Consider the following 23,803-nt stretch of genomic DNA (forward strand, 5'->3'; position numbering starts at 1 on the left):
ATTCCGAGTGATGAAAATCATGATTTTATGTATGTTAGTGGGGCTTACACACCTTTCGGCACAGGAACAAGAGCAAAATGCGAGGGTTACTTTGAAGCTAAAGGATGCCACGGTGGAGCAGGTTGTGCTGGAAGTGGAGAAACAGTTGAAACAAGCTTTCTTTTTCAGTAAGCGGGAGGTTGATGTTACTCGTAAGATTTCCGTGAATTTTAAGCGGGCGTCATTGAACGAGGTGGTGCTGGGGATTTTTGGAGAGGGGTATAGGTATCGGTTACAAGGCAATATGATTGTGATTATGCCTAAAGTCCCGGAGTCGAAAAAAGAGGAGAAGTCGGTGTTGATGAAAGGTGTCGTGGTGGACAAGGATGAGGTGCCGTTGCCGGGGGTGACTGTGTTGATAGAGGGAACCACGGTGGGGTGTGCCACCGATGTGGATGGAAAGTTTAGTTTATCTCTACCGAAAGAGTTGAAGGGCGTGGTGGTGATTTTTCGGTTCGTGGGAATGGAAACTCGGAGCGTGAATCTGGAAGATATTCGGGATAAAGGGATTCTGGCGGGGACGAAGGAGTTGAAAGTGGTGATGCAGGAGCAAGCGGAGGAGATGGATGAGGTAGTGGTGACGGGTATTTTTACCCGGAAGAAGGAAGGGTTTACGGGATCGGCAACACGGGTGTCCGGGGAGGAGTTGAAACGGATGACTTCGGGTAACGTGTTGAAGGCATTACAGATGTTGGATCCCGGTTTTAAGATGAACGCGAGTAACTTAATGGGCTCGAACCCGAACGCTATTCCCGATTTCCAGATGCGCGGCCAAGCGAGCATGGGGAATTACCAGAGTGATGACGTGGTGGTATTACGTGGTGACGTGAACACCCGTCCTAATCAGCCGTTGTTCGTGTTGGACGGTGTGATTGGGGTGGATGCCACGACAATTATGGATTTGGATCCGGAGCAAGTCGAGTCGATAACATTGTTGAAAGATGCGGCAGCCACGGTTATTTACGGTTCGGAGGCAGCTAACGGGGTGGTCGTGGTGGAAACGAAAGCTCCCGTTTCCGGGAAGTTGAGATTCACGTATAATGGGAATTACGAGTTGCAGTGGCCGGATTTAAGTGTTTATGATTTGATGAATGCGAAGGAAAAGTTGGAAGTAGAAGAATTGGCAGGTTATTATATAACTAAGGATGATGTTGAATTAATGAATTATTACACTCGTCTTAAACAGGAGGTTATGAGAGGGGTGAATACCTATTGGTTGGCAGAGCCTGTACAAACAGCTTTTGCGCATCGGCACGGGTTGACGGTAGAAGGGGGTGACCGGATGTTGCGTTACAAGATTTATTTGGGTGCAAGGTGGGCTCCCGGTGTGATGAAGAAGTCGGATTTGAACACGAAGACGGGGAAGATTGATTTGAATTATCGAACAAATAAAATATTGATTAATAATTCTTTGTCCGTGGATTATTCAGATGGAGCGAGGACTTCTCCTTACGGGAGTTTTCAAGATTATGCTCAAGTGAATCCTTATTATCGCAAGAGAGATGAACATGGAAATGTTAAGCAAGTGTTGGATGATTATTATGCCGGGGGAACGAGTAAGATACTCCCGACGCTGAACCCGTTGTGGAATGCGCAATTCGAGTCGAAGGATGATAGTCGTAATTTTGGGGTACGGGAGGCTTTGAAAGTGGAATATTTGCCCGTGGAAAGTTTACGATTGAGTTTGGATTTCACGTTAAGCCGGAGTGACGGGACAGTGGAAGTTTTCAAGTCTGCACAGCATAATGATTTTTATTTTGAAGCGGATCCGGCTAAAAAAGGGAGTTTTGAATCGACGAAGAGAGAAGAGAATCAGTACAGATTGAGTTTATCGGGGGCGTATAATAAGTCCTTTGGAGATCATTTGTTGGCTGCTTTTGCTCGTTATAGTATAAATGAGAGTTCCATGAAGACGACAGCCTTTTCCATGAAGGGTTTTCCCAATGATAAATTGAGCGAGGTGTATATGGGTACAGAGTTTCGGAACACAACGGGGAGCGAGAGTGTTGCCCGGTCGTTGGCTTTTGTGATGACGTTGAATTATTCTTACAAACAACGGTATGCGTTGGATTATAGCATGAGCGTGAACGCTTCTTCGGAGTTCGGGAAGAATAATCGTTACGCTCCTTTTTGGTCGTTGGGTGTACGTTGGAATTTGGATCGGGAGAATTTTATCCAAAAATTGGGGATTTTTGATGAGTTGATATTGCGGGGAACGTATGGAATCACGGGGGCGCAGGGTTTCACTCCTTATCAGTCGTTGCAGATGTACACTTACACGAATTTGATGAAGACATACAAAAGTTCGGATGTGGTGGGTACGGAGATTTACGGTTTGGGAAATCCCGATTTAAAATGGCAACAGACAGAGAACTATAACGTGTCGTTGGATTTCTTGATGTGGCGTAATATCTTGAGTGCCAAGTTAGAATATTACGAGAAATACACGAAAAATACGTTGTTGGATTATTCGATGGCACCTTCAGTGGGTTTTTCCACGATGAAGGAGAATTTGGGAAAGATATCCAACAAGGGATACGAGGCGACATTACGAGTGATGCCGTATAGTAACCCGGCAAAACAGGCTTATTGGAATATTATTTTTACCGGAAGTCATAATAAATCACGTATCGAGGAAATTTCTAACGCATTGAAGGTGATGAATGAGAAGCAGATGGAGATTGCAGAGAGGGAGGAAGATGTTACAGATAAACGCAAGAAACGTCCGTTACCTCGGTATGAGAACGGTTATTCACAAACCACGATTTGGGCTGTACGTTCCATGGGAATTGATCCGCAGACTGGGCGTGAAGTGTTCATGACTCGAAACGGGCAGTTAACGAATGAGTATTCGGCTGTAGATCAAGTGCCGGTGGGGGATACTGAGCCAAAATTTCAGGGTACGGTTTCCACGACGTTTACTTACAAAGGATTCAGTTTGACTCTTGCAGGGCAATACCGTTGGGGAGGACAGGTTTTTAATCAAACTTTGATAGATAAGGTCGAAAATGCGAATTTACATATGAACACGGACAGGAGAGCTTTGTACAACCGTTGGAAGAACCCGGGGGATCAAGTGTTTTTTAAGGCGATTGATGGAAACGTGTCTAGGGTAGACACGAAGGAAAGTTCTCGTTTCGTGATGGATGATAACGAATTTTATTTTTCCACGATAAATTTGTCTTATCGTATGGAGGGACAGAAGTTTCAGTGTTTGCAACGAGTCGGTATCAGTTCGGTAACGTTAGGTCTGTACATGGAGGATATTTGTCGTTTCTCCACGGTGAAAATGGAACGGGGTATTGATTACCCGTTTTCTCGCGGGGTGTCTATGTCGTTGAATGTAACCTTTTAAATTTATAAGGTATGAGAAATTGTATTGTTAGTATTTTTTGGGGAATGTTGCTTTTTTGTTCTTGTTCCGACTGGTTGGATGTAAAACCAAAGACGACAGTGGAGGAGAATGATATATTTAGTCGTGAATTGGGGTTTAAGGAAGCTTTGACTGGAATATATATTAAAATGGCATCAACCGATTTGTATGCCAGAAACTTGAGTTATGGTTTTCTGGATATATTGGGACAACGTTATGAAAATGACGAATTATTTTACAGCGGAGCATTGTTTTATACTTTTCCTTCCACTAAAACAGAAAGTTATACCGAGAAAATATGGGGAGAAATGTATAATGTGATCGCTAACGTGAATAATCTATTGTATTATTGTGACAAGAACCGACAGGTGTTTACGACCGAACATTATTACGAGATTATCAAGGGTGAGGTCTTGGGGCTGCGTGCGTTTTTGCATTTTGATTTGTTGCGGATGTACGGACCGATATACAAAGATCATCCAACGGCTAAGCGGATTGCTTACCGGACGAAGTTTGATAATGAACCCAAAGAGATGCAGGCGTCGAACGTGGTGGTGGATAGTATTATTGCTGATTTGAAAAAGGCCGAAATATTGCTTAGAGATACCGATCCGTTGTATTTTGAGTTTCCTGTAACGGATGAGAGTGAAATGATGTCGGACAAGGATGCTTTTTTGGTGTATCGGCATAAGCGAATGAATCTATATGCGGTGAAAGCTCTATTAGCACGAGTGTATCTATATGCGGGGAATAAGAGTGAAGCGGAAAATTATGCCAACCAAGTGATTGAGAGTGATTATTTCGAGTTAGTTGGAGAGGCTTCGGATATTTTGCGTTCGAAGGAGATTGTTTTCTCTGTTTACGTGGACAAGTTTGACCAGCAAGTAGAGGAAATAACAAATAATACATTTTATAGTATCATGAATAAAAGTTTTCTGAATGAGATGTTTGATGTCGCTAATGACGGTATGAATGATGTGAGAGTACGAGAAGGTGTGGCGTTTGATTACGCTAGTAATGGTCGGAGCACCATGCGGAAGTATAAACAAGAGAATTTATGGGTATCCACGAAAGGTACCGTCGTTTTGATACGTTTATCAGAAATGTATTATGTATTAGCCGAATGTGCTAAAACACCGGAAGAGGCTGCCGTGTTCTTGAATAAAGTTAGGGAGATACGTGGTATTGATTACGTGGTATGTACTGAGAGTAATCTATTGAACGAGATCGAGAAAGAATATCGAAAAGAGTTTTATGGGGAAGGACAATTATTTTTCTTTTACAAACGACATGGTTATCCGACATTCTTGCATTGTCCGGTGAATAATATGGTTGAGAATAATTATATGTTCTCGTGGCCGGATAACGAGAGTTTATTTGGCAAGACGAATTGAGTAATGATAAGGTTTGAGAATATTTACAATCAAATAAGTGATGTATGAAAAATTTGACGACTGTATTTCAACTATTGGTTCTGTTTGTATTTCTTCAGAGTTGTGAAGAATATAAAATGGTACAGTATGACGAGGGGGAAAGAATTAATTTCATGGGTGATTATTACAGAGGTAAAAATGAGAAGCCACATTGGGGTGACGATAAGGATTATTTGAATTACGAGAATAATTTCGGGATTAATCCTTTAGGAGATTCTTTATTGATGGATACGGTACAAATCGGGGTTAAAATTAGTGGACCTATAACAGATTATCCCCGTAAAGTAGTATTCACGACAAGGGGTACCGGGAAGAACGCTTTGGAGGTTATTTTCCCGGAAGAGTATTATGTTCCGGCAGATACGGGGATAGCCGTATTTCAAATTTGGTTGAAACGTCCGGCAACTCGTAATGTAGAATATTCGGTTGATTTGACATTTGATTACGAGAAATCCGATTTTAAAGCCGGTACGGTGGAGCGACAGGTTTTTAACTTAAAAGTGGAAGATTCGGTAAGTTTGGAATTATGGGGATCGGACGAGAAAGAGTGGAACGATTATTACTCCTTGTTTTTCGGGGCTTACAGTGAAACGAAGGTGCGTTATCTGATCACAAAGTATGGAGAAACGGACTTGAAAAAGTGGAATTATAGTGCAATCCTTAATTCGAATGGTTTTTATCGGGATTTCGAGGCATATAAAGCTAATCCGGCAAACAAACCTTTGATTGATGAAAATACAGGAGAATGGATTGAAATACCGGATTACCGAAATTGATTTAATAATAAGCTGTTATGAGAAAATTGATATATGTAATAGCCATATTGCTAGCTTCTTGCTATGATGATAAGGGGAATTATGATTATAAGGATGTGAATACTTTGAATGTAACAATGGATGACGTTTATACTGTTCGTCTGGATAGGGACACGGTTATTACGATAACACCCCGGCTGTCGCAGACTTTGCAGGATAACGAGGAAAATCTGAAATACACGTGGATACATTCGGATATAAATTATAATTTTTATAATCTGGCCTTGATATATGGAACAGATTTGGATACAGTAGGTACCGAAAAAACATTACGTTTCCATGTTGATCCGAATGCGGGAAATTTGAAATACAAGCATTATTTTCGGGTGAACGTGTATGATGAATCCACTGGACTCGAGTATCCGGTAAATACGACTTTACAATTGACTAAACCGTATGATGGGGCTTGGATGATTTTGCATAGTAAAAATAGCCAGACGGAATTAGGATCGGTAGAGTATATTGGGGGCGATATTGTGGTTGAAGATGAAGCTTATTTTAAAAGTTCCGGCAAGAGGTTGGTGGGTAAACCGCTTTGTCTTGGGCAATACACGACGGTAGTTAAATATTACGGATATGGGACTTGGAATATGTTTTATGTTTTGACAGATGTTCCCGATGAAGCCGGGGTGTATTGTCAATGGGAAAGGTTTGCGAAGAAGGATAGTCTTTCACGAATGGTGGCACCAATGGCAAAACCCGGTTTTGATTTCCAACGTATTAAGTTGATGGATGGAGATGGGTCTGCTTGTGCGTTTTTATTGTCCGAGGGAGGAGTTTTTTATCAAACTCCTAGGGCAGGAAAGTTTTATAAACCGGCTTACGAGTTGGAAGGTGACGTGAAGTTTACCTTGGCTTCTAAACTGATGAACACGGTTTTGTTGTATGATGAAGCAGGACATCGTTTCGCGTATTATTATAATACCGACGATTCGGGTATGTTGTATTATGATCCTTTGCGTTTTAATGAAGGTTGGGAGAATTGGGATGCGATTACATTAATTCCGATTCGTGATGGTAGTACGGTGATGATAGATCCTAATAATTTACCGGCGGATCAAAAAGTATTGTATGTGGGTACAGGGTATCAGTTTGATTTTAGTGGGACTGGCGTGTATGGTTATGCTTTGGCTACAAGCGGTGATAAGTGTTTTGTTTACGAATTTAATTTGAAAGGTTTAATCTCGTCTGCGGCTGCAGCATTTAATGCTTATTATCAGATTAACTTACCAGAATCTTTGGATGAAAGTACTTGTTTTGCATCAACTCCATCTTATAATGGTATCATTTTTTACGCGTCGGGTAATACGGTGTATCGATTGGATTTTAAACAGGCGGGAGGAAAAGCCACGCCAGTGTACACGCACCCGGGAGGTAAAGCGGCAAAGATGAAGTTTGCCAAGAGAAGCATTCCATCCGGAGATTTGTTTGCTGCGTATCAGTTTGATGTATCGCGGAGTTTGGGGGTATCATTCGATATGGGGAATGGAAAGAGTGAATTTGTTGTTTTAAATTTATCGCTAACAGGAGGCATCGGTTCTGATAGTGAAGATTATCCGGCAACGCAGGTGTATTCGGATTTCGGCGAAATAGTAGATTTTGTGTTTATTTGAAAAAGGAATAAGGAAAAATTAGTATTTATAAAAAGAAAAGTAAAATGAAATCAGTAGTTACATTTAGTTTTTTGTTGACTTTATTGTCATTGATGGCTTTCCAGAGTAAGCCGAAGGGATACGTGATCAAAGGAATGATTGAAGGAGCCCCGAAAGATGCATGGGTATACATGACAGGAGAGTTTGATTCCCCGATGCATTATTATGATAGTGTGAAATTGAAAAATGGTCGTTTTGTGTTTAAGGGAGAAGTGGACGGTCCGGAATTGCGGTATATCACGTATTTTAAGAATCCTTCTCAGCGGGTTTCTGGTTGGAAGGATATAATTATGATTCCGTTTTATATAGAAAATTCGGAAATCCGCTTTTCTATACCTTTCGAGGAATTACCTTCCAAATTGGTTTTGGAAATACCCCGCAATTTACGAATCGAGGGTTCTCGTTCACATGATTTGTACGCCGCGTATCAAAAACAAGTGAATCCATTAATATTGAAAGATGATAGTCTGTTTTGGGCATACGGGCGTGCGTATTATCATAACAAAGGTACGAAGGAAGATGCGGTGCGGTGCGTGAGAGGGATGAAGGCTATGCAGGATAGCATTCATAAGATTGGTGTAGAGTTTATCCGTCGGAATCCGGAATCTCCTGTCGCCTTGTATGTTGCGCAGAATCTGGGTGTTAGGGCTTATGGAAGAGAGGAAGCTAAAAGAATTGCAACATTTTTCCCGGAATCGGTAAAAACAACTCCCCAAGGTCAAGAAACGATGAAGGCGTTGTTGGAGAGACCCGTTTACGTTGGGGACGTGCTACCTGATTTTGAGGTATTGAATACGGATTTACAAGCGATGAAATTGTCGGAATTGGTGAAAAAAGGGCATTATACATTGGTCGAGTTCTGGGCTTCTTGGTGCGGTCCTTGTCGGGCTGATATCCCGCATTTGAAGGAAACTTACGAACAGTATCGTGAGGATGAGTTTGATATAATTAGTGTTTCTATTGATGATGATCGGGCGGCTTGGAAGGACGCCGTGGAAAAGGAGAAGATGAAATGGACGCAAGTGTGCGGGGCGAAGGGAAAGAAGTTTGATAAAGAGTGTGTGAAGTTGTTTGGTTTTAATGGTATTCCATCATGTGTGTTGGTGGATAAAGAAGGACGAATCTATAGCTTGAGTTCCCGGGGTGGTTGGCTGAATATGCACTTGGAGAATATATACAAACATTGAGTTCTTACTCGACCCGCAAGGTAAGAGCATGTTGACGAATGCTCGCGGCGGGTGGCTGGATACGAAATTGATGGAATTATTTAGTAGATAACAATACTCATTTTTGATGTTTGGAGAGGAATTGTCTTGTGAAAAAGATAATTCCTCTTTTTTTGTAAACATATAATTTCTCAGACTCTTTTTTTAATTTAATAAAAAGTATATTTTTGTGAATGTGAAGTTGGGAGCGTCCATTACGAGAAAAATGTAAAATGAAGCAGGAACTTTTGGATAATCGTGGTTTTGAGGAGTTATTCGGGTTGCATTTCAACAACCTTGCGGGGTTCGTGTATAATTACGTGCGGGACGAGGAGGTGGCGAAAGATATCGTGCATGATGTTTTTCTGACGCTCTGGAAGAACCGGAAACACTTGAATCCGGTGTATCCGGTAAAGTCTTACCTGTTTACTCTGGCACAAAACAGCGCGTTGAATTATTTACGTCATTTGCGGGTAATCGAGGTGAACGAACGAATGGTTGGGGAGTTGTTGGAGTCGGCGGCGGAAGAGTTGGATGATTACGAGAAGCGTCTGGAACGTTTGGAGGAAAAATTGGCATTGTTATCCGAGAAACAACGGGAGGCGTTGGTGAAATGTGTCGTGGACGGGAAGAAATATAAAGAGGTGGCGGAAGAGATGAACATCAGTTTGAACACGGTGAAAACGCATATTACTCGTGCGTTGAAATTCTTGCGGGACGAATTGCAGGATGATTTGGTACTACTTTTTATATTGGGAAAATAAAGTATAATTCGGGGTTGACCTACCCCGTTACTGGGGTATTACTCTATTTTTAGGTGGCTTTTGCTAGGGTTTTAGGCGACTTTTAGGCGGCATCGCCCACTCTTAGCCCGTAGTTCGCCCACACTTAGCCCACGTTTTAGTGAAAAATAAACAAGTTTAACACATCTGGTGTTTCTGTGGATTTGCCTTTTGCCGGGGCTATTCAAAAATCACGGGGATATTACGTTATAGGATAACGGGAGCGTATCCTCTTTATTGGTATCGGTCGGGTTGATTCGTGATAAAAAAAGGAAAAAACTTTATTTTTCTTGTCGCCCATTTTCGGGGGGTACGTGTATTAGCTGTGAAAAGCGAAAAGAAATGAAGCATAGAGAAGAAGATATAGAGTTTGCAAATCAGATACTTGTGCGCCGGAATAAGTTGGATGACGGGCTGGTGGAGAAGTGGATGGACGAGCCGGGACACGTGGAGTTGTTGAAGGAATTATCGGCACTTCACGGGCAATATGTTCACGTGGATTTCGAGAAGGAGCGGGCGAAAGAGTATACCCGGTTCGAGAAAGCGATCGGGAGAAAAAGTCGTCGTCGGATTATGACGTGGTCATCGGTTGCGGCTTCAATTATTCTGTTACTGGGGTGGTATGTAATTTGGATGGCGGGAGGTCTGCCGGGAGAGAGGAGTATAGGGGTGGCTGAGCAAGCCGGGAGTTTCAAGCCGGGAAGCAACGCGGTGGAGTTGATTCTGGATAACGGGGAGAAGGTCGTGCTTGACGGGAAAGGGAAACGTATCGGGAATGATGTCGTGTCCGGGATACGGGATGATTCCTTGCGGGGATTGACTTACGTGCAGGCACAAGTGAACGAGAGCGAAGAATTGGTGTACAACACGTTAAAGGTGCCGACGGGCGGTTTCTACCAGCTGGAACTGGCGGACGGGACGAAAGTGTGGCTCAATTCCGAATCCGAGTTACGGTTTCCCGTGCGTTTTGCCGTGAACGGGCGGAATGTATATTTGAAGGGAGAGGCGTATTTTCAAGTGAAGCGGGATACGATGAGTCCGTTTCGGGTTTATTTGAACGAGTCGAGCGTGACGGTGCTGGGGACATCTTTTAATATAAAGGCTTACAAGGACGAAGAGAATATATACACTACATTGGTGGAAGGTTCCGTGCGTTTCTCGGAAGAGAGGGGCGGGGAACAAATTGTGTTGCAACCGGGAATGCAGAGTGTCTGGAACGTGGAATCCGGAAAAACGGAAGTGAAGGAAGTGGATGTGAACCAGTTTATCGCTTGGAGGGACGGACGCTTTGTATTCCCCTCTACCACCTTGGAGGAGTTGATGCACCAATTGAAACGCTGGTATGATATCGAGGTGAAGTATCAGGCTCCCGAGGTAAGGCGGTATGAATTTCGGGGAGCGATCAACCGGGATATGGATTTGCGCAAGGTGTTGTCGCTCGTGGAGAAGACGAGTAACGTGATATTTAATGTTCAAGGAAGAAAAATATATGTAGCAATTAAGAACTGAACCGGAGAAAAATGAGGATTGCCGTCAACAATCCTCATCTGATTCTCCCGAAGAAGAACCTCAATATTAATTTGAAATTCAAAGTTATGAAAAAAGTACGAAAGTTGTGCCATTCCGGCACGAACAGGGAATTTTTTAACTTATTCCGTGTGACTAAAGTAGTGTTTATGATCTTGTTGGTGGGGCTGGTACACGTGTCCGCCACCGTGGTGAGCCAGACGGTGCTCAACCTTAAATTAAAAGATGTTACGTTGGAAGAAGCCGTGCGGGGAGCGGAAAAGCAGTTGAAACAGGACTTCTTTTTCAATAAACAGGAGATCGACGTGAACAGGAAAGTATCCGTTGAGCTCGTGGACGGCTCGCTGGCTGATTTCGTGCGGTTGGTGTTCGGGAGGAATTATAGTTATGAGGTGGTGGATAACGTGATCGTGATTTCTTACAAACCGGTGAATCAGGAACAGGTGAAGTCCGTCACCATCACGGGGATGGTCATGGATAAGGATAGCGTGCCGCTGCCGGGTGTGACGGTTCTCGTGAAGGGGACGAGCACGGGTACGGCGACGGATATTAACGGGGAGTATAAATTGTCGCTCCCGGAACAGGCTTCTATCGTGTTGGAATTTTCTTTTATCGGTATGAAGACGAGAGCCGTGACGTACACGGGGCAGAAAGTGATAAACGTGGTGCTGGAAGAGGACGTGAGCCAGATGGAGGAAGTGGTGGTAACGGGATACCAGAAGATAGAACGTCGTAAATTGACTTCTTCTATCACGACGGTGGATATGGAGCGCTTGAAAATGGTAAATCAGCCGAGTATCGACAAGTTGCTGCAAGGACAGGTGCCGGGTATGACGATCGTGAGCACGAGCGGTGCCCCGGGTGCTGTTCCGCAAATCCGGATACGGGGTACTTCCACGATTAGCGGGAACGTGCAGCCGTTGTGGGTGGTAGACGGTATCGTGCTGGAAGACCCGGTAGACGCGAACGTGGACGATTTGCTGAATAACCGGAACTTGATCGCTTCCGGTATCGGGGGTGTGAACGTAGATGATATCGAGTCGATCAACGTGTTGAAGGACGCGGCTGCCACGGCTATTTACGGTACGCGAGCGGCAAACGGTGTCATCGTGATTACCTCGAAGAAGGGAACGGCGGGGAAAACCCGTGTGACTTATAACGGTAGCGTGAGCGTGGGAATGCGTCCGAAGTTGAAAGACGCGTATATGTTGAACTCGAAGGAACGGGTGGATATTAACATGGAGATGTTGGAAAAAGGATTGCTGAAGGCAAATTCCAATAAAGCGGGCGAATACGGTACGGTTTCCGATTTCGAGCGTTATTTTATCGACGTGCATGATCACAAGATGACGTGGGAACAGTTCCAGCAGAAAGTGAATCGGTTGGAAACGGTGAACACGGATTGGTTCAAGTATCTTTTCCGTAACGCGATCACGCAACGGCATAGTATCAGTATTTCCGGCGGCTCGGAAACGACGACGTTCTATCTTTCCGGTAGTTACATGGACGAGCAGGCAACCGCGAAGGATGTCGGGATGGAAACGTACACGATGGCAGCCAAGGTGTTTACCAAGTTAAGGCATAATTTACGGGTAGGCGGAATGCTCGACGTGAATATGCGCAATAACAAGAGTTTCTTCGCGGTGGATTCACGGGAGAATCCTTACGAGTGGGCGATTTACACGACTCGTGCCCATAACGCTTACGACGAGAACGGGGATTTTAATTACATGTATTATAATGATTTGAAATTTAACTTTCTAGAGAATCGGGAACAAAGTTGGCGCAAGTCAAAGAGTTACGGGTTGAAAGGAACGGTGGATATCGAGTGGAAGATATTATCCGACTTGACATTCAGCAGCTTGTTCTCGTTCTCGAAACAGAATACCACGGACGTGGATATCGCCACGGAGGATAGTTATTTCGTGCGTTCCCGCCAGAAGACGATGCAGGATAACACGACGTACGAGTCCGTGTGGCATGACGGGGGATACCGCCGGAGCAGGGGAACGAATAACAGTTCGCTTACTTTCCGTAACCAGCTTACTTATATGCCGGTGATTAACGAGGAGCATCGCTTCGACGTGATGGTGGGACAGGAGATACGGACCACGAAGTACGAGGAGGAAACCACGCAGATTTACGGTTACGCCCATGATAGGGGACACCAGCAAATTTTGCAATTGGATTTGATGGCGAAAATCGGGGAGCCTTACTGGGTGGAAAACTTGAACGAGTCGGCTGCCGTTTCGTGGTTCGGCGTGGCGGGGTACACGTTTATGAATCGCTACACGGTGAGTTTCAATGCCCGTACGGACGGCTCGAATCGTTTCGGGGTGAAGACCAACGATCTTTTCCAACCGCTGTGGTCTGTCGGTTTCAACTATCAGGTGAAGGAAGAGAATTTCTTGCGGGACGTGAAATGGTTGACTTACCTGACGCTGAAAGGTTCTTACGGCAGTCAGGGGAACGTGGCGGATGCTTATTCCGATCTGGTAGCGAAGGTAGGTACTATCGATGCCGTGAAGAAGGAGAATTATCTGGTGATCGAGGCGCCGAAGAACCCGAATTTGAAGTGGGAAAAGAATTACTCGACGAATTTGGCTTTGGAATTCGGGCTTTTCAACCGGAGGGTGTACGGTTCGTTGGAATACTATTACAAGAAGGCTGTGGATTTGTTGGGTAAGAAAGAGGTATCTCTCGTTTCCGGTTTCCCGTCGGTGTCGGTGAACTGGGCTTCGATGAAAAACACGGGGTGGGAGTTTGCCTTGAACACGGTGAATGTTGATTTGCAGGATTTTCGGTGGACGTCCAACTTGAATTTCGGTTATAATAAAAACGAGATACTGGACGTGTATTCCACCCCGACGTATGGTTCTATGACCAATGCCCAGCGGACGGATTATGCGTCGGCGGCTATCGTGGGTAAGCCGATCAACGGATTGTGGTCATACCGCTATGCCGGGTTGAATGAAGACGGACGGGCGCAATTCTATGACGCCGAGGATGAAAAAGTGTTGAAGGGTATGCATGATGTCGAAGGCTTGGTGTATTCCGGGACGACGATGCCGAAGATACAAGGGGGATTCACGAATACTTTCGAGTACAGGAATCTGGCGTTGTCCGTGTTGCTCGTGGGCAATTTCGGGAACGTGATCCGCTTGAGGAATATGACCACGGGACAGGCTTTCGCTTACCCGGAAGCGACACAGAATATGTCGAGAGAATGGGCGAACAGATGGCGGAACCCGGGTGACGAGGCACACACGGATATCCCGCGGTTGGAAGCGAACGAGTTCGACGATGCCGTGTTCTACCCTTATCCGTCAAATGCCACGATGTACAATAATAGTGATCTGCGGACGGTAAAAGGTGATTTCGTGCGGTTGCAGAATGTTTCTTTGAGTTATGACCTGAAACTGGCAAAGTTGAAAGAGTGGGGGATACAGAATATCCGTTTCATGTTGCAGGGAAATAATTTGCACGTATGGAAGAATTCTAGGCTGAAAGGACAAGACCCGGAAGCGACGGGGGCTATCATGAAATATAGTTCGGCAAGTAATGCGAATGTTTCTTTCGGGAATACCTATTTGCCGTTGCCCCGTTCTTATTCGTTCTCAGTATCTGTACAATTTTAATGCTTTTGATTATGAAGAAGATATTTTATACATCCGTGTTTTTGCTGCTGACGTTGTTCAGCGGTTGTGATTTGCTCGATATAAAACCGGTGAACAGTATGTTGCCGAAGAGCGTGGAGGATTTCGAATCTGTCCTGCTGGGCGGCTATCCCCGGGAGAATTTCTTTATCAATACCGATTTGGCGACCGATAACGTGTACGCGAACCTGAGCGTCACGTCGGCTGTTACCAAGTCGTATGAACCGTGGTTTGTCTGGGCGGCAACGCACCAGTATAACGAGGCGGAGGATACGTATTGGAAACAATTGTACTCGTCTGTATTTTACGCCAACACGGTGCTGGACGAGTTCGCCGGGAAGACTCCCACTACGGAAGAAAAGGCTTTGTTCGAAACGGTTCGGGGGGAGGCTTATGCCCTGCGTGCCTATTGCTATTTTTATCTGGTGAATCTTTACGCCGAGAATTACGCGGACGAGAACATGGATAAACCGGGTGTCCCGATGCCGCTGAGTGCCTCGGACGTACACCAGAATACCCAGAATAACGTGCGCGTGTCCGTCGGGAAGGTATGGGAACAGATCGAAAAGGATTTGGACGAGGCTTCCAAGGACTTGGTAGGCAAGGAAAGTAAAGGCAAGTATCGTTTTGATTATATCGCCTTGCAGGCTTTCAAGGCTCGTGTCTATTTGTTCACGGGTAAGTACAGGGAAGCGATCGAGGCAGCAAGTTACGTGATCGACGCGAAGTCTTTGTTCGACATGAACGAGATTCAGTCTTACTTGGACGGGTTGGATAAGATTTCAAACGCTTTCAGCTATACTTACGGGTTTATTGACACGGATTACCGGAACGAGGTGTTGTTCTTCGTGGGCGGCAAGGGAAACGGGAACCCGTATTATTATTACAAAACCCGTTTTAAACCGACGGAAGAGTTGTTGAATCTTTGCAAGCGTGATCCCGGTGTGGTGGATTACCGGAGGTATATTTTCGAATCGAATGCCGATCCGGGGAGTGCCGATTACGCGGAACAGGGACCGACGGTGTACCGGATGTTCGCGACTCAGCAGAGTGATTGTTATTATAGCGGGTTGAAGTTGAGCGAGGCTTACGTGACTCGCGCGGAATCTTACGCCCGGACGGGAGAGAAGGATTTGGCTATCGAGGATTTGAACCGTTTGCTGGTGACTCGTATCAAGAAAACGGATTACGTGGCACTGGATAAGGCTGATTTCACGGCAGAAACCGCCTTGCAGCGGGTTTTGGAAGAACGTCGGGTGGAATTGGCATTCGACGGGGGAATGCGCTGGTTTGATTTGAGGCGGCTCGGTAAGCCGGGTATCCGGCATGCTTACGAGAACGGGCAGGTACACACGTTGAATCAAGGGGATTTGCGTTACGTGTTACAGATACCGTTGTCTGAACAATTGAATAGCCCGAATATGCCGATAAACCCGAGATAGATGACGGATTATAAATTTGTAAATGTATATCATGATGAAATCTAAGACTATATATTTGATGTTGACCGCGCTCGTGTTGTTTTTGAGCGGTTGTAACAAGGAGAGTAAATTGTCCCCGACGGATGATTTGGGGATCGTCGAGATGTTTGGTCCGGACGAGAATGCCGATCCCCGGGTGAAATCGATGTATAACGATTACGGGGTTTGGGTGCGTACTTATTTCAGTAGTATCGACGAGTTGACGAATGCTATCCTTGCACAGGACGCACTTGTTGCCATGAGAGGGGCGCAGAATCTGGACGAGGAGAAAATCCCGGAAGTGTTGTATTACTCGGAAGCATTGTTGAGTAACGTGTCGAAAGAATACGCTAACTCGTATTTCCCGTTGGAGTTGTTTTACGTGAAGGAATACGGTTCGCTTTATTGGATTTACCCGGTGAAAGCGTTGGGGCGGAGCAGGCTGATTCTGATGTGGCCGAACACGTCGGAAGGGGCGATAGAGGTGACCGATCCCGTGAATCACTATTACCGGGATTCCGTGTTGGCGTCGGAGGTGTGGAGAAAAATAGGTACCATGATTGTTGCCCGGATGGAGGAGCCTCTGAAAGATTTCGTGGCGGCAGGCAAGGCGTATGATGACGGAGTGGCTTACGAGAAGCTGGGAGATGAGTTCGATAAGGATGAGGATGCTTGGAAAGAGGAGAATCCGGACGCGAATGATGATGACGAAGATGAGGTGAACAGTCGCCCTTACGTGATCAAGTATAAAAAAGCCGTGGCTGAATTGTGTCGAAACGGGGGATATATTACAGGAGGCTCTTCCCGCTCGTTCGAGGGGGATTTCGCGGAATGGCTTCGCTTGTTGGTTACGGAATCTTACGAGAATATTAAGAAGGAGTATCTGGATAACAGTAAATCCCGTGCTTTGAAATACGAGGTGATTACCAAATATTTCAAGGAATACAATTGGGATATTCAGGCTGCCGGTAATAGGTATCGTGAGAGATTTGACGGGTATAAGGAGTAGAATGGGGGACTTTATGGACCTTATAGACTTTACGGACTAAAAAAATACATCATGAAAAGAACATTTTTAATATTGATAATATCTCTGTTGTCCGGATGGCTTTGGGCGCAGGAGGGGGTGAAGTTTGAAGAGTTGACATTTCAGGAAGCCTTGGAGAAAGCGAAAGCGGAGAATCGTTGGATTTTTCTGGATGCTTATACATCTTGGTGCGGTCCTTGCAGAATGATGGCAGAGAAAGTGTTTACACGAGCGGAGGCAGGGGACTTCTTCAATATCCATTTTGTCAACGTGAAGTATGACATGGAAAAAGGAGAAGGACCCGCTTTAGCAAAGAAACTGGGAATTGGAGCTTACCCTACATTCGTGTTGATAAAACCGGACGGGACTGTGCATGATAAATTGGTCGGCGGTTCGGATGTTGCCGGAATTATCAACCGGGTGGAAAATTCCATGAAAAGCGAGAAGACCGTGGGGACTTTAACCGTGCGTTACGAGCGGGGAGAACGGGATAAACAATTTCTATTGGAGTATTTGGAGGCTTTGTTGAAGGTAAGCGATATCCGGCAAGTGAGGGAAGTTGCCGCATTGTTGACAGAGCAATTGACTGACACAGAAAAGGTTGAATCGGCGTGTTGGAGTTTGTTTGATAATAATGATCTGGCTCCTTTCGGTTCTGCTAATTATCATTTTTTACTGGAAAACAGAAAACAGTTCTATCGGCACGTGGGGCGAGAAAAGGTAGATACCCGCTTGGCAAATCTATACGCGGGAGTGCTTTCCTCTATTGTTTGGGGACGGGATACTAAAACGACCCCGGACGATGTTAAAGTGATGGAACGTGTTATCCGTGAGTTGCAAACAGACCGGAAGAAACAATTATTAGCCTACGTGGCTATGGCAAATGCCTATAAAAAGAAGGATACGGGTAAGTTGTTGAAGCTATGCTGCAAGGAATTTCCCCGCTTCTCGGATGCCGATGTGATGATGATGGTTATGCCTGTGTCTGTTTATTTCCGGTCACAGGAAGATAAAGAGGCGTTGAAGGAATTCGTGGAGATTGGGAAAGCGTTTATTCCGAATTTGAATATTCAGGCTAATGTTGATTACGTGTCGTATTATTTCACGGAGTTGGAGAGGCAGTTGTAAGATTATTTGTTTGTTTTCGGTTTATAAGACCGCCCTGTTTACGGGGCGGTTTGTTCGTTTTAAATAAACGGTTCAAAAAAAAATGAGATGAGGTGTTGTGTGAACGGAATTTCTAGCTATTTTTGATAGCAAGAAATGAACGTTTGATGATGTGCCAAAAAACGAATTTCATTATTTACTAAGGTCTAAGTCTTTTTTATACATTAATTTGTAACACAACAACTTATCCATATTCGATATTTTGGATAATCTTTATGATTTTATATCTTAACAAACGTTCATTTAATGGAATTTAGATGTGAATATAAATAATTGGAGTTGACTGATTTATCTAATCCGGATGATGTACATGGGTTGCGAAAGCGAGATCCTCGTGTTTATGAGATAATATTTAAGAAATATTATCCGAAACTTCTCGTGTTTGTGAATCGACATGTTGGAGATCAGGATGTTGCGCAAGATATAGTACAGGATATTTTTTTCAAATTGTTTGAGAGTAGCCGTTCTTTACCGGATAACTTTAATTTGAAATCGTGGCTTTATAAAGTTGCTCGAAATGCCGCACTGGATTATTTACGTCATTTGCAGGTGATAGACCGTCATAAATTTTTGATGGCTGACGCTATGATCGTGGCTGAGGATGTGGACGAGAATGTTGATGAGGAAATATATGATCGGGTAAATCAAGCTGTTGAAAGTTTACCGGAACAATGTCGCTTGATTATAAAATTGAATGTAATCGAGGGCAAAAAATATTTGGAAATCTCGGAAGAGTTAGGAATATCAATTAATACGATTCGTACACAAGTTTCCCGGGGATATAAGAAATTAAGGGATATATTGTCCAATGAAAGGGATACATTAATTCTTGTCATTTATATACAGTGAAGAATACTCTTTGGTAGTAAATTAGTTGTAGTTTTCAAAAAAAATAAAATTCTTGTCACACAAAACAAGAGGCAAGCCGTTATAGGAGTGCGTTTGAACATTGAATTGTGAGAAACAAGGAGGGGAGTATAGAAGACAAGTTTGTACTTTTTTATAAACAACTCGAAAGCATGAACAAAAGTAACATTTGGATTGAGGCATTGTACGAATTTAAACGTGCACGCAGGAGTATCTTATTTCGATTATTTCTGGTTTTGGCAATTTGTGGGCTTATCCTTTACCAGTTCACATCTTTAGGAAGCAGTGATTCCGGTTCGGTAAAGCATGCGTTGCAATTTGCTCCGGATTGGACTTCTTTAGCCTTATCCTCGGCAATACCTTTTAAAAGTGCTTATTACTTTAATGTTATCCAGTTACTTTTTGTCGTGTGTTTTGTGGTGAACGATTGGAGAATGCTAAACATGGGTACCAGAGATGCGTTGTACGTTCGTTCACAGGGGAACAGCGAGATGGTTACGGGGTATGCTTTGGGGCTATTGCTTGTTTTTACCCTGCTCAATTGGTTTTTATTCCTGACTTCAATTATTTTTAATCTTGTCTTGTATCCCGGGTCTTTTAATTTGTTTTATTATTTATTCTATTGGATCACTCTTACGTTACCTGCTTCTGTTTATTTTCTTGGTTTTTCTTGTCTTGTAATCCGTGTTATCCGTAACCCGGGGATAAGTTTAATTGTGTCGTTTTTGTTACTGGGCGGGATAACTTTTTTAGGGGCTGGATTTTTGCATGGGGTGTTGGATCCTTGTGCCCGTTATCTCCCGAATATGTTTTCAGATTTCACGGGACACGTGAATCCGGGGAATTATTTGTTGCAAAGAGGAAGTATTTTGTTGACGGGAGGTAGTTTTGCGGTGTTTTCGATTATCCCTTACCCGAGAATCTTTAATTATGCGCGGAGTCGGAAAGTCTGTTTAAGCATTGCTTGCATTTTACTCGTGTTTGCCGCGGGAGGAGCGTTTATTTATCTTGGTCGGTACGGGAAAAAAGAGGAGTTAAGGGAAGTTTACAAGGGAGTGTACGAGAAATATGAACGAGATTCCAAGATTCGGGTGGTAAGCAATGGCTTGCACGTGAAGGAACTTGCAGACGGGGGGATTTCCGTGAATAGCCGGATGACTGTTAAGAATAGGACTTCGGGCGAGGTGCCTTTGATCATGTATTTGAATCCGGGTTTGAAAGTTGCTTCTATCAAGGTGGAGGGACAGCCTGTTTTTTTTCGGAGGGAGCATCAGGCTGTGCTTGTGGACGAAAAACTGGTTCCCGGCGATTCGTTGGAAGTTTTGATTGATTACGAGGGGAATATTGAAAATACCTTTTGTTATTTGGACGTATCTTCCGACGAGTATTATTCCCCGGACGTGAATGTCGGCGGGATCTTTCGTCACGGTAATACTTCAGCCTTTTGCGAGAAAGGGTACAAATTGTTGCCCCCGAAGTGTTTGTGGTATCCCGTGGGACTTCCCCCGTACGGTGCCTCGGGAGGAATGGATTTGAATTTTACCCGGTATTCGTTAAGGGTGGAGCATGATCCCGCGTTAACCGCGATAGCCCAAGGAGAAACAATTGAAGAGGGAAAAGGGGTAACTTCGTTCCGTTTTACTCATGACATGCCCGGCATTAGCCTTTGTATTGGTAATTACAAAAAGCGGACAATAACGATCGCACTAGGTCTTCAGTTTGATACAACCCGATTGACACTCTATTATCATCCGGGGCACGAGTATCTTCTCGAACGATATGATTTTCCCGATGAAGAAATTGCCATGAAATTGAAGGATATGAAGGGTATATTGGAACAAGAGGAGTGCTTGAGTTTTGGTGAAGAATTCACGAAGGAAGATTGGGTGATGGTGTACAAGTTGAAAGACAGTTCCAGAGATTTAAAAGAGGCTTTTGAAATCGTTCTCGAGAGGAAAGGTTTTGACCCGACCCGTCATTACCCGTACCGGTGGTTTACCCTTTTGGAAGTACCGTGTGGCTATCATGTTTTCCCCGATTTGATGCAATTAACCGGGGAAAGAGAACAGGCCGGTCTTGTGTTTCTCCCAGAAAAATTACATACCGTGAGAAATTACCGGTATGAGGTTCCAAAGGGGGAAGAGGAGAAAAAAGGAGTAATGAGGATGTTCAAGTACGAGACGTTTGACCCGATTTTCGGGAAAGGAAGTTGTAATATAAGACCTGCATTCTGCGGAAAAACGACTTTTATTTCCTCTGCCGAGATACCACTAATCAATGAAGCTATAAATTATGCGTTGTTTCGTTGTCAACGGAGTATTGTTTATTTTGAAGAGAATAATTTTGACGTGATAGAATACTTGAAACATGGAAGTTTAAAGGATGCGTTGCATGATAGGTCGTTATCCCCGGAAGTGTTGCGAAGTATAATTCAAAAGAAAAGCGAAGAATTATGTATGTCTATCATGTTAAATGTCAAAAGTGACTCATTCCTTAAATTTCATCATGACATTTTGAAGAAAAATAGTTTTAAAGAGATGGCTTGGGAAGAGTATTGTCAACAATTTTATCAATCTTTCGGTTTGCGTTTGGATTCTCTCGCTGAGCGCTGGTATGGCTCCAATCGGTTACCTTTGTTTGACATCCGGGATGCACGTGCAATCAAGTTCGGGGAGAAAAATACCGACGTGGTGTTCTGTTTTAAAGTGTTTAACCGGGGTGATGTGCCGGGGCTTATTGCGACAAGTGACTTTCAGGTATGGACAATCCCACCGCACGAGGGGAGGATGATCACGGCAAGGGATCGAGGGAGGATATGGAATTTTTATTGTATCGAGACACCTTTAGCTCAAAATCTTCCGGATAGTTGGAAGTTGTCGTTAGAGAAGGATGTTCGAGGATGGGTGGATACTGCGACTCGTGTGGTTAGTGTCGATTCTTCCGTTTTCTTTCAAAATAGAAATGCGGATGAGATTATCGTTGATAATGAGGATCCCGGCTTCAGGGTGGTGAAGTCAAAAGATTTTAATCTCTTGTCTTTGCTGCGAAAAGATGAAGAACGTCCTGAATATGATGCCAAATATTCTCGTCAAACTACATGGACTCCCGTGATAAATGGCGGTTTTTATGGTTATCCCATTCGAAGCGCGTATGTGAAGCAGGCGGGGACAGGCAAGCAAAAAGTGGAATGGAGTATCGAATTGCCTCGAGAGGGTAAATATGAAGTATTTTTTCATCATGCAAAACCAACGTATATCGATATGGATGGAAAACAAGAGTTTTATTACTCCATTTTCGACGGAAACGGGGAGCATGAGGTGGTGGCGTTCGTGAATGGAGATGACGTGGGATGGATCTCTTTAGGTGTGTTTGATTTTACGAAAGAGGCGAGAGTGACCTTAAGTGACAGGGATAGAAAAGAGCAAATAAAAATGAACGATAGAGTTATTTCTCAAGAGTTAACCGCCGATGCAGTGAAATGGGTTTGGCTAAAAGAATAATTTACACGAGTGAAAAATGATTTTTTCCCGAAAAAAATAAAATTCTTGTCACACAAAACAAGGGGCAAGCCGTTATAGGGGTGTATTTGAACATTGAATTATGGGAAACAGACAAATATCAACCCGGTTAATATATCGAAAGATAGAAGGACTTCTCTCTCCGGCAGAGGAGGAGGTTTTTGACACGTGGTTGAATGAAGACGTGAAACATCGTCGTTATTACGAGAAGATACGGGACGAGTTGCTACGGGATGAAAAACGGGAGTTGTCGAAGACCGAGTTACAGGAAGCATGGTCGATATTTGAAAACCGGATGCAGAAGCAGAGAAAAGTAGAGAAGAAGCGTTTTTTTATCTGGAGTGCGGGAATTGCGGCGGCTGTGGCTGTCGTGTTGGGTTGTTGTCTGTTTTTGTACACGTATAAACGCTCGGAGCTTAAAATACAATCTGTCGTTCAAAAGATTGTACCCGGGCAGAATAATGCGGTATTGGAGTTGGCAGATGGGTCAGTGTATTATCTGGGAGAGAAACATTATTCACTTCAAGAGAAAACCGGAAACCGGATTATTGCGGATAGTACAAGATTGAGTTACGTGTCGCCACAAGAAGAACAAGGCACAAGAGAAATCGTGTATAATAAATTGAGTGTACCGAGAGGGGGAGAATACCAGATTGAACTGGAGGACGGGACTAGGGTGTGGCTTAACTCTGCTTCCCGGCTGAATTACCCGGTTGCTTTTGCCGGAGAGAGCCGGGAAGTGTACTTGGAGGGTGAGGCTTATTTCGAGGTAAAGCGGGATACGGCAAGACCGTTTGTCGTTCATGCCGGGGAACAGGATATCACTGTTCTGGGAACAAGTTTTGGCGTTACTTGTTACGCGGGTGAGGTGAGCGACTATACGACTTTGGTTTCGGGAAAAGTGAAAGTCAATTTTAGAAAAACGGATAAAAGCTATGTTTTACAACCGGGGATGCAAGTTGCTTTTAATAAGGAAAGCGGTGTGGTGACGGAACGGAATGTGGATGTGGCGGAATACGTTGCTTGGAAAGATGGTGTGTACGTGTTCAAGCAAAAGCGTTTGGAAGATATTCTTACCACGTTGGCACGTTGGTATGATTTTCAAGTTTTCTACCGGAGTGAAGACGTGAAGAATGTTATGTTCTCGGGAGAAATAAAGCGATTCGGTGATTTCAGCTATTTGTTGAGTTTGATAGAACGCACGAGTGATGTGAAATTTGTAATAGATAAAAAAGTAGTACAGGTGATGAGATAGAAAAATGAAACAGGAGAATACGGCAAT

14 protein-coding genes are annotated in these 23,803 nt (G+C 44.0%); all 14 read left to right on the forward strand.

Going from position 1 to position 23,803, the window contains the following annotated elements:
• The first annotated feature begins 10 nt into the window (after window positions 1–10).
• The 14 genes from CS948_RS02455 (at window position 11) to CS948_RS02520 (ending at window position 23,776) form a co-directional block, all read left to right on the forward strand.
• Window positions 11–3,394, forward strand: coding sequence for a SusC/RagA family TonB-linked outer membrane protein (locus CS948_RS02455; RefSeq protein ID WP_176554877.1), 3,384 nt, complete (start codon window positions 11–13; stop codon window positions 3,392–3,394).
• A gap of 11 nt (window positions 3,395–3,405) precedes the next feature.
• Entirely contained in the window at window positions 3,406–4,806 is a 1,401-nt protein-coding gene (locus CS948_RS02460) for a RagB/SusD family nutrient uptake outer membrane protein (RefSeq protein ID WP_099290172.1), read from the forward strand.
• 44 nt (window positions 4,807–4,850) lie between these two features.
• Window positions 4,851–5,621 (forward strand): DUF4843 domain-containing protein, encoded by a 771-nt coding sequence (locus CS948_RS02465; RefSeq protein WP_099290173.1) that lies wholly within the window; start codon window positions 4,851–4,853, stop codon window positions 5,619–5,621.
• 17 nt (window positions 5,622–5,638) lie between these two features.
• Window positions 5,639–7,273 (forward strand): PKD-like family lipoprotein, encoded by a 1,635-nt coding sequence (locus CS948_RS02470; RefSeq protein ID WP_099290174.1) that lies wholly within the window; start codon window positions 5,639–5,641, stop codon window positions 7,271–7,273.
• A gap of 44 nt (window positions 7,274–7,317) precedes the next feature.
• A complete protein-coding gene (locus CS948_RS02475) occupies window positions 7,318–8,499 on the forward strand; it encodes a TlpA disulfide reductase family protein (RefSeq protein ID WP_099290175.1) in 1,182 nt (393 codons plus the stop codon).
• Window positions 8,500–8,750: 251 nt separating this feature from the next.
• Complete coding sequence (locus CS948_RS02480) at window positions 8,751–9,281, forward strand: RNA polymerase sigma-70 factor (RefSeq protein ID WP_099290176.1); 531 nt, start codon at window positions 8,751–8,753, stop codon at window positions 9,279–9,281.
• Window positions 9,282–9,641: 360 nt separating this feature from the next.
• Complete coding sequence (locus CS948_RS02485) at window positions 9,642–10,808, forward strand: FecR family protein (RefSeq protein WP_099290177.1); 1,167 nt, start codon at window positions 9,642–9,644, stop codon at window positions 10,806–10,808.
• An 86-nt stretch (window positions 10,809–10,894) separates the two neighbouring features.
• Window positions 10,895–14,464, forward strand: coding sequence for a SusC/RagA family TonB-linked outer membrane protein (locus CS948_RS02490; protein ID WP_176554878.1), 3,570 nt, complete (start codon window positions 10,895–10,897; stop codon window positions 14,462–14,464).
• Window positions 14,465–14,475: 11 nt separating this feature from the next.
• Entirely contained in the window at window positions 14,476–15,924 is a 1,449-nt protein-coding gene (locus CS948_RS02495) for a RagB/SusD family nutrient uptake outer membrane protein (protein ID WP_176554879.1), read from the forward strand.
• Window positions 15,925–15,955: 31 nt separating this feature from the next.
• On the forward strand, window positions 15,956–16,951 hold the full coding sequence (locus CS948_RS02500; RefSeq protein ID WP_141560865.1) for a hypothetical protein: 996 nt from the start codon (window positions 15,956–15,958) through the stop codon (window positions 16,949–16,951).
• A gap of 51 nt (window positions 16,952–17,002) precedes the next feature.
• Window positions 17,003–18,097, forward strand: a complete 1,095-nt coding sequence (locus CS948_RS02505) for a thioredoxin family protein (protein WP_099290181.1) — start codon at window positions 17,003–17,005, stop codon at window positions 18,095–18,097.
• Between the two features lie 354 nt (window positions 18,098–18,451).
• Window positions 18,452–18,985, forward strand: a complete 534-nt coding sequence (locus CS948_RS02510; protein WP_255301841.1) for an RNA polymerase sigma-70 factor — start codon at window positions 18,452–18,454, stop codon at window positions 18,983–18,985.
• Window positions 18,986–19,155: 170 nt separating this feature from the next.
• Entirely contained in the window at window positions 19,156–22,503 is a 3,348-nt protein-coding gene (locus CS948_RS02515) for a hypothetical protein (protein WP_141560866.1), read from the forward strand.
• A 100-nt stretch (window positions 22,504–22,603) separates the two neighbouring features.
• On the forward strand, window positions 22,604–23,776 hold the full coding sequence (locus CS948_RS02520; protein ID WP_099290184.1) for a FecR family protein: 1,173 nt from the start codon (window positions 22,604–22,606) through the stop codon (window positions 23,774–23,776).
• Window positions 23,777–23,803: the final 27 nt, after the last annotated feature.

Origin of the sequence: Butyricimonas sp. Marseille-P3923 (assembly GCF_900184685.1) — a bacterium.
Lineage (GTDB): Bacteria > Bacteroidota > Bacteroidia > Bacteroidales > Marinifilaceae > Butyricimonas > Butyricimonas muris.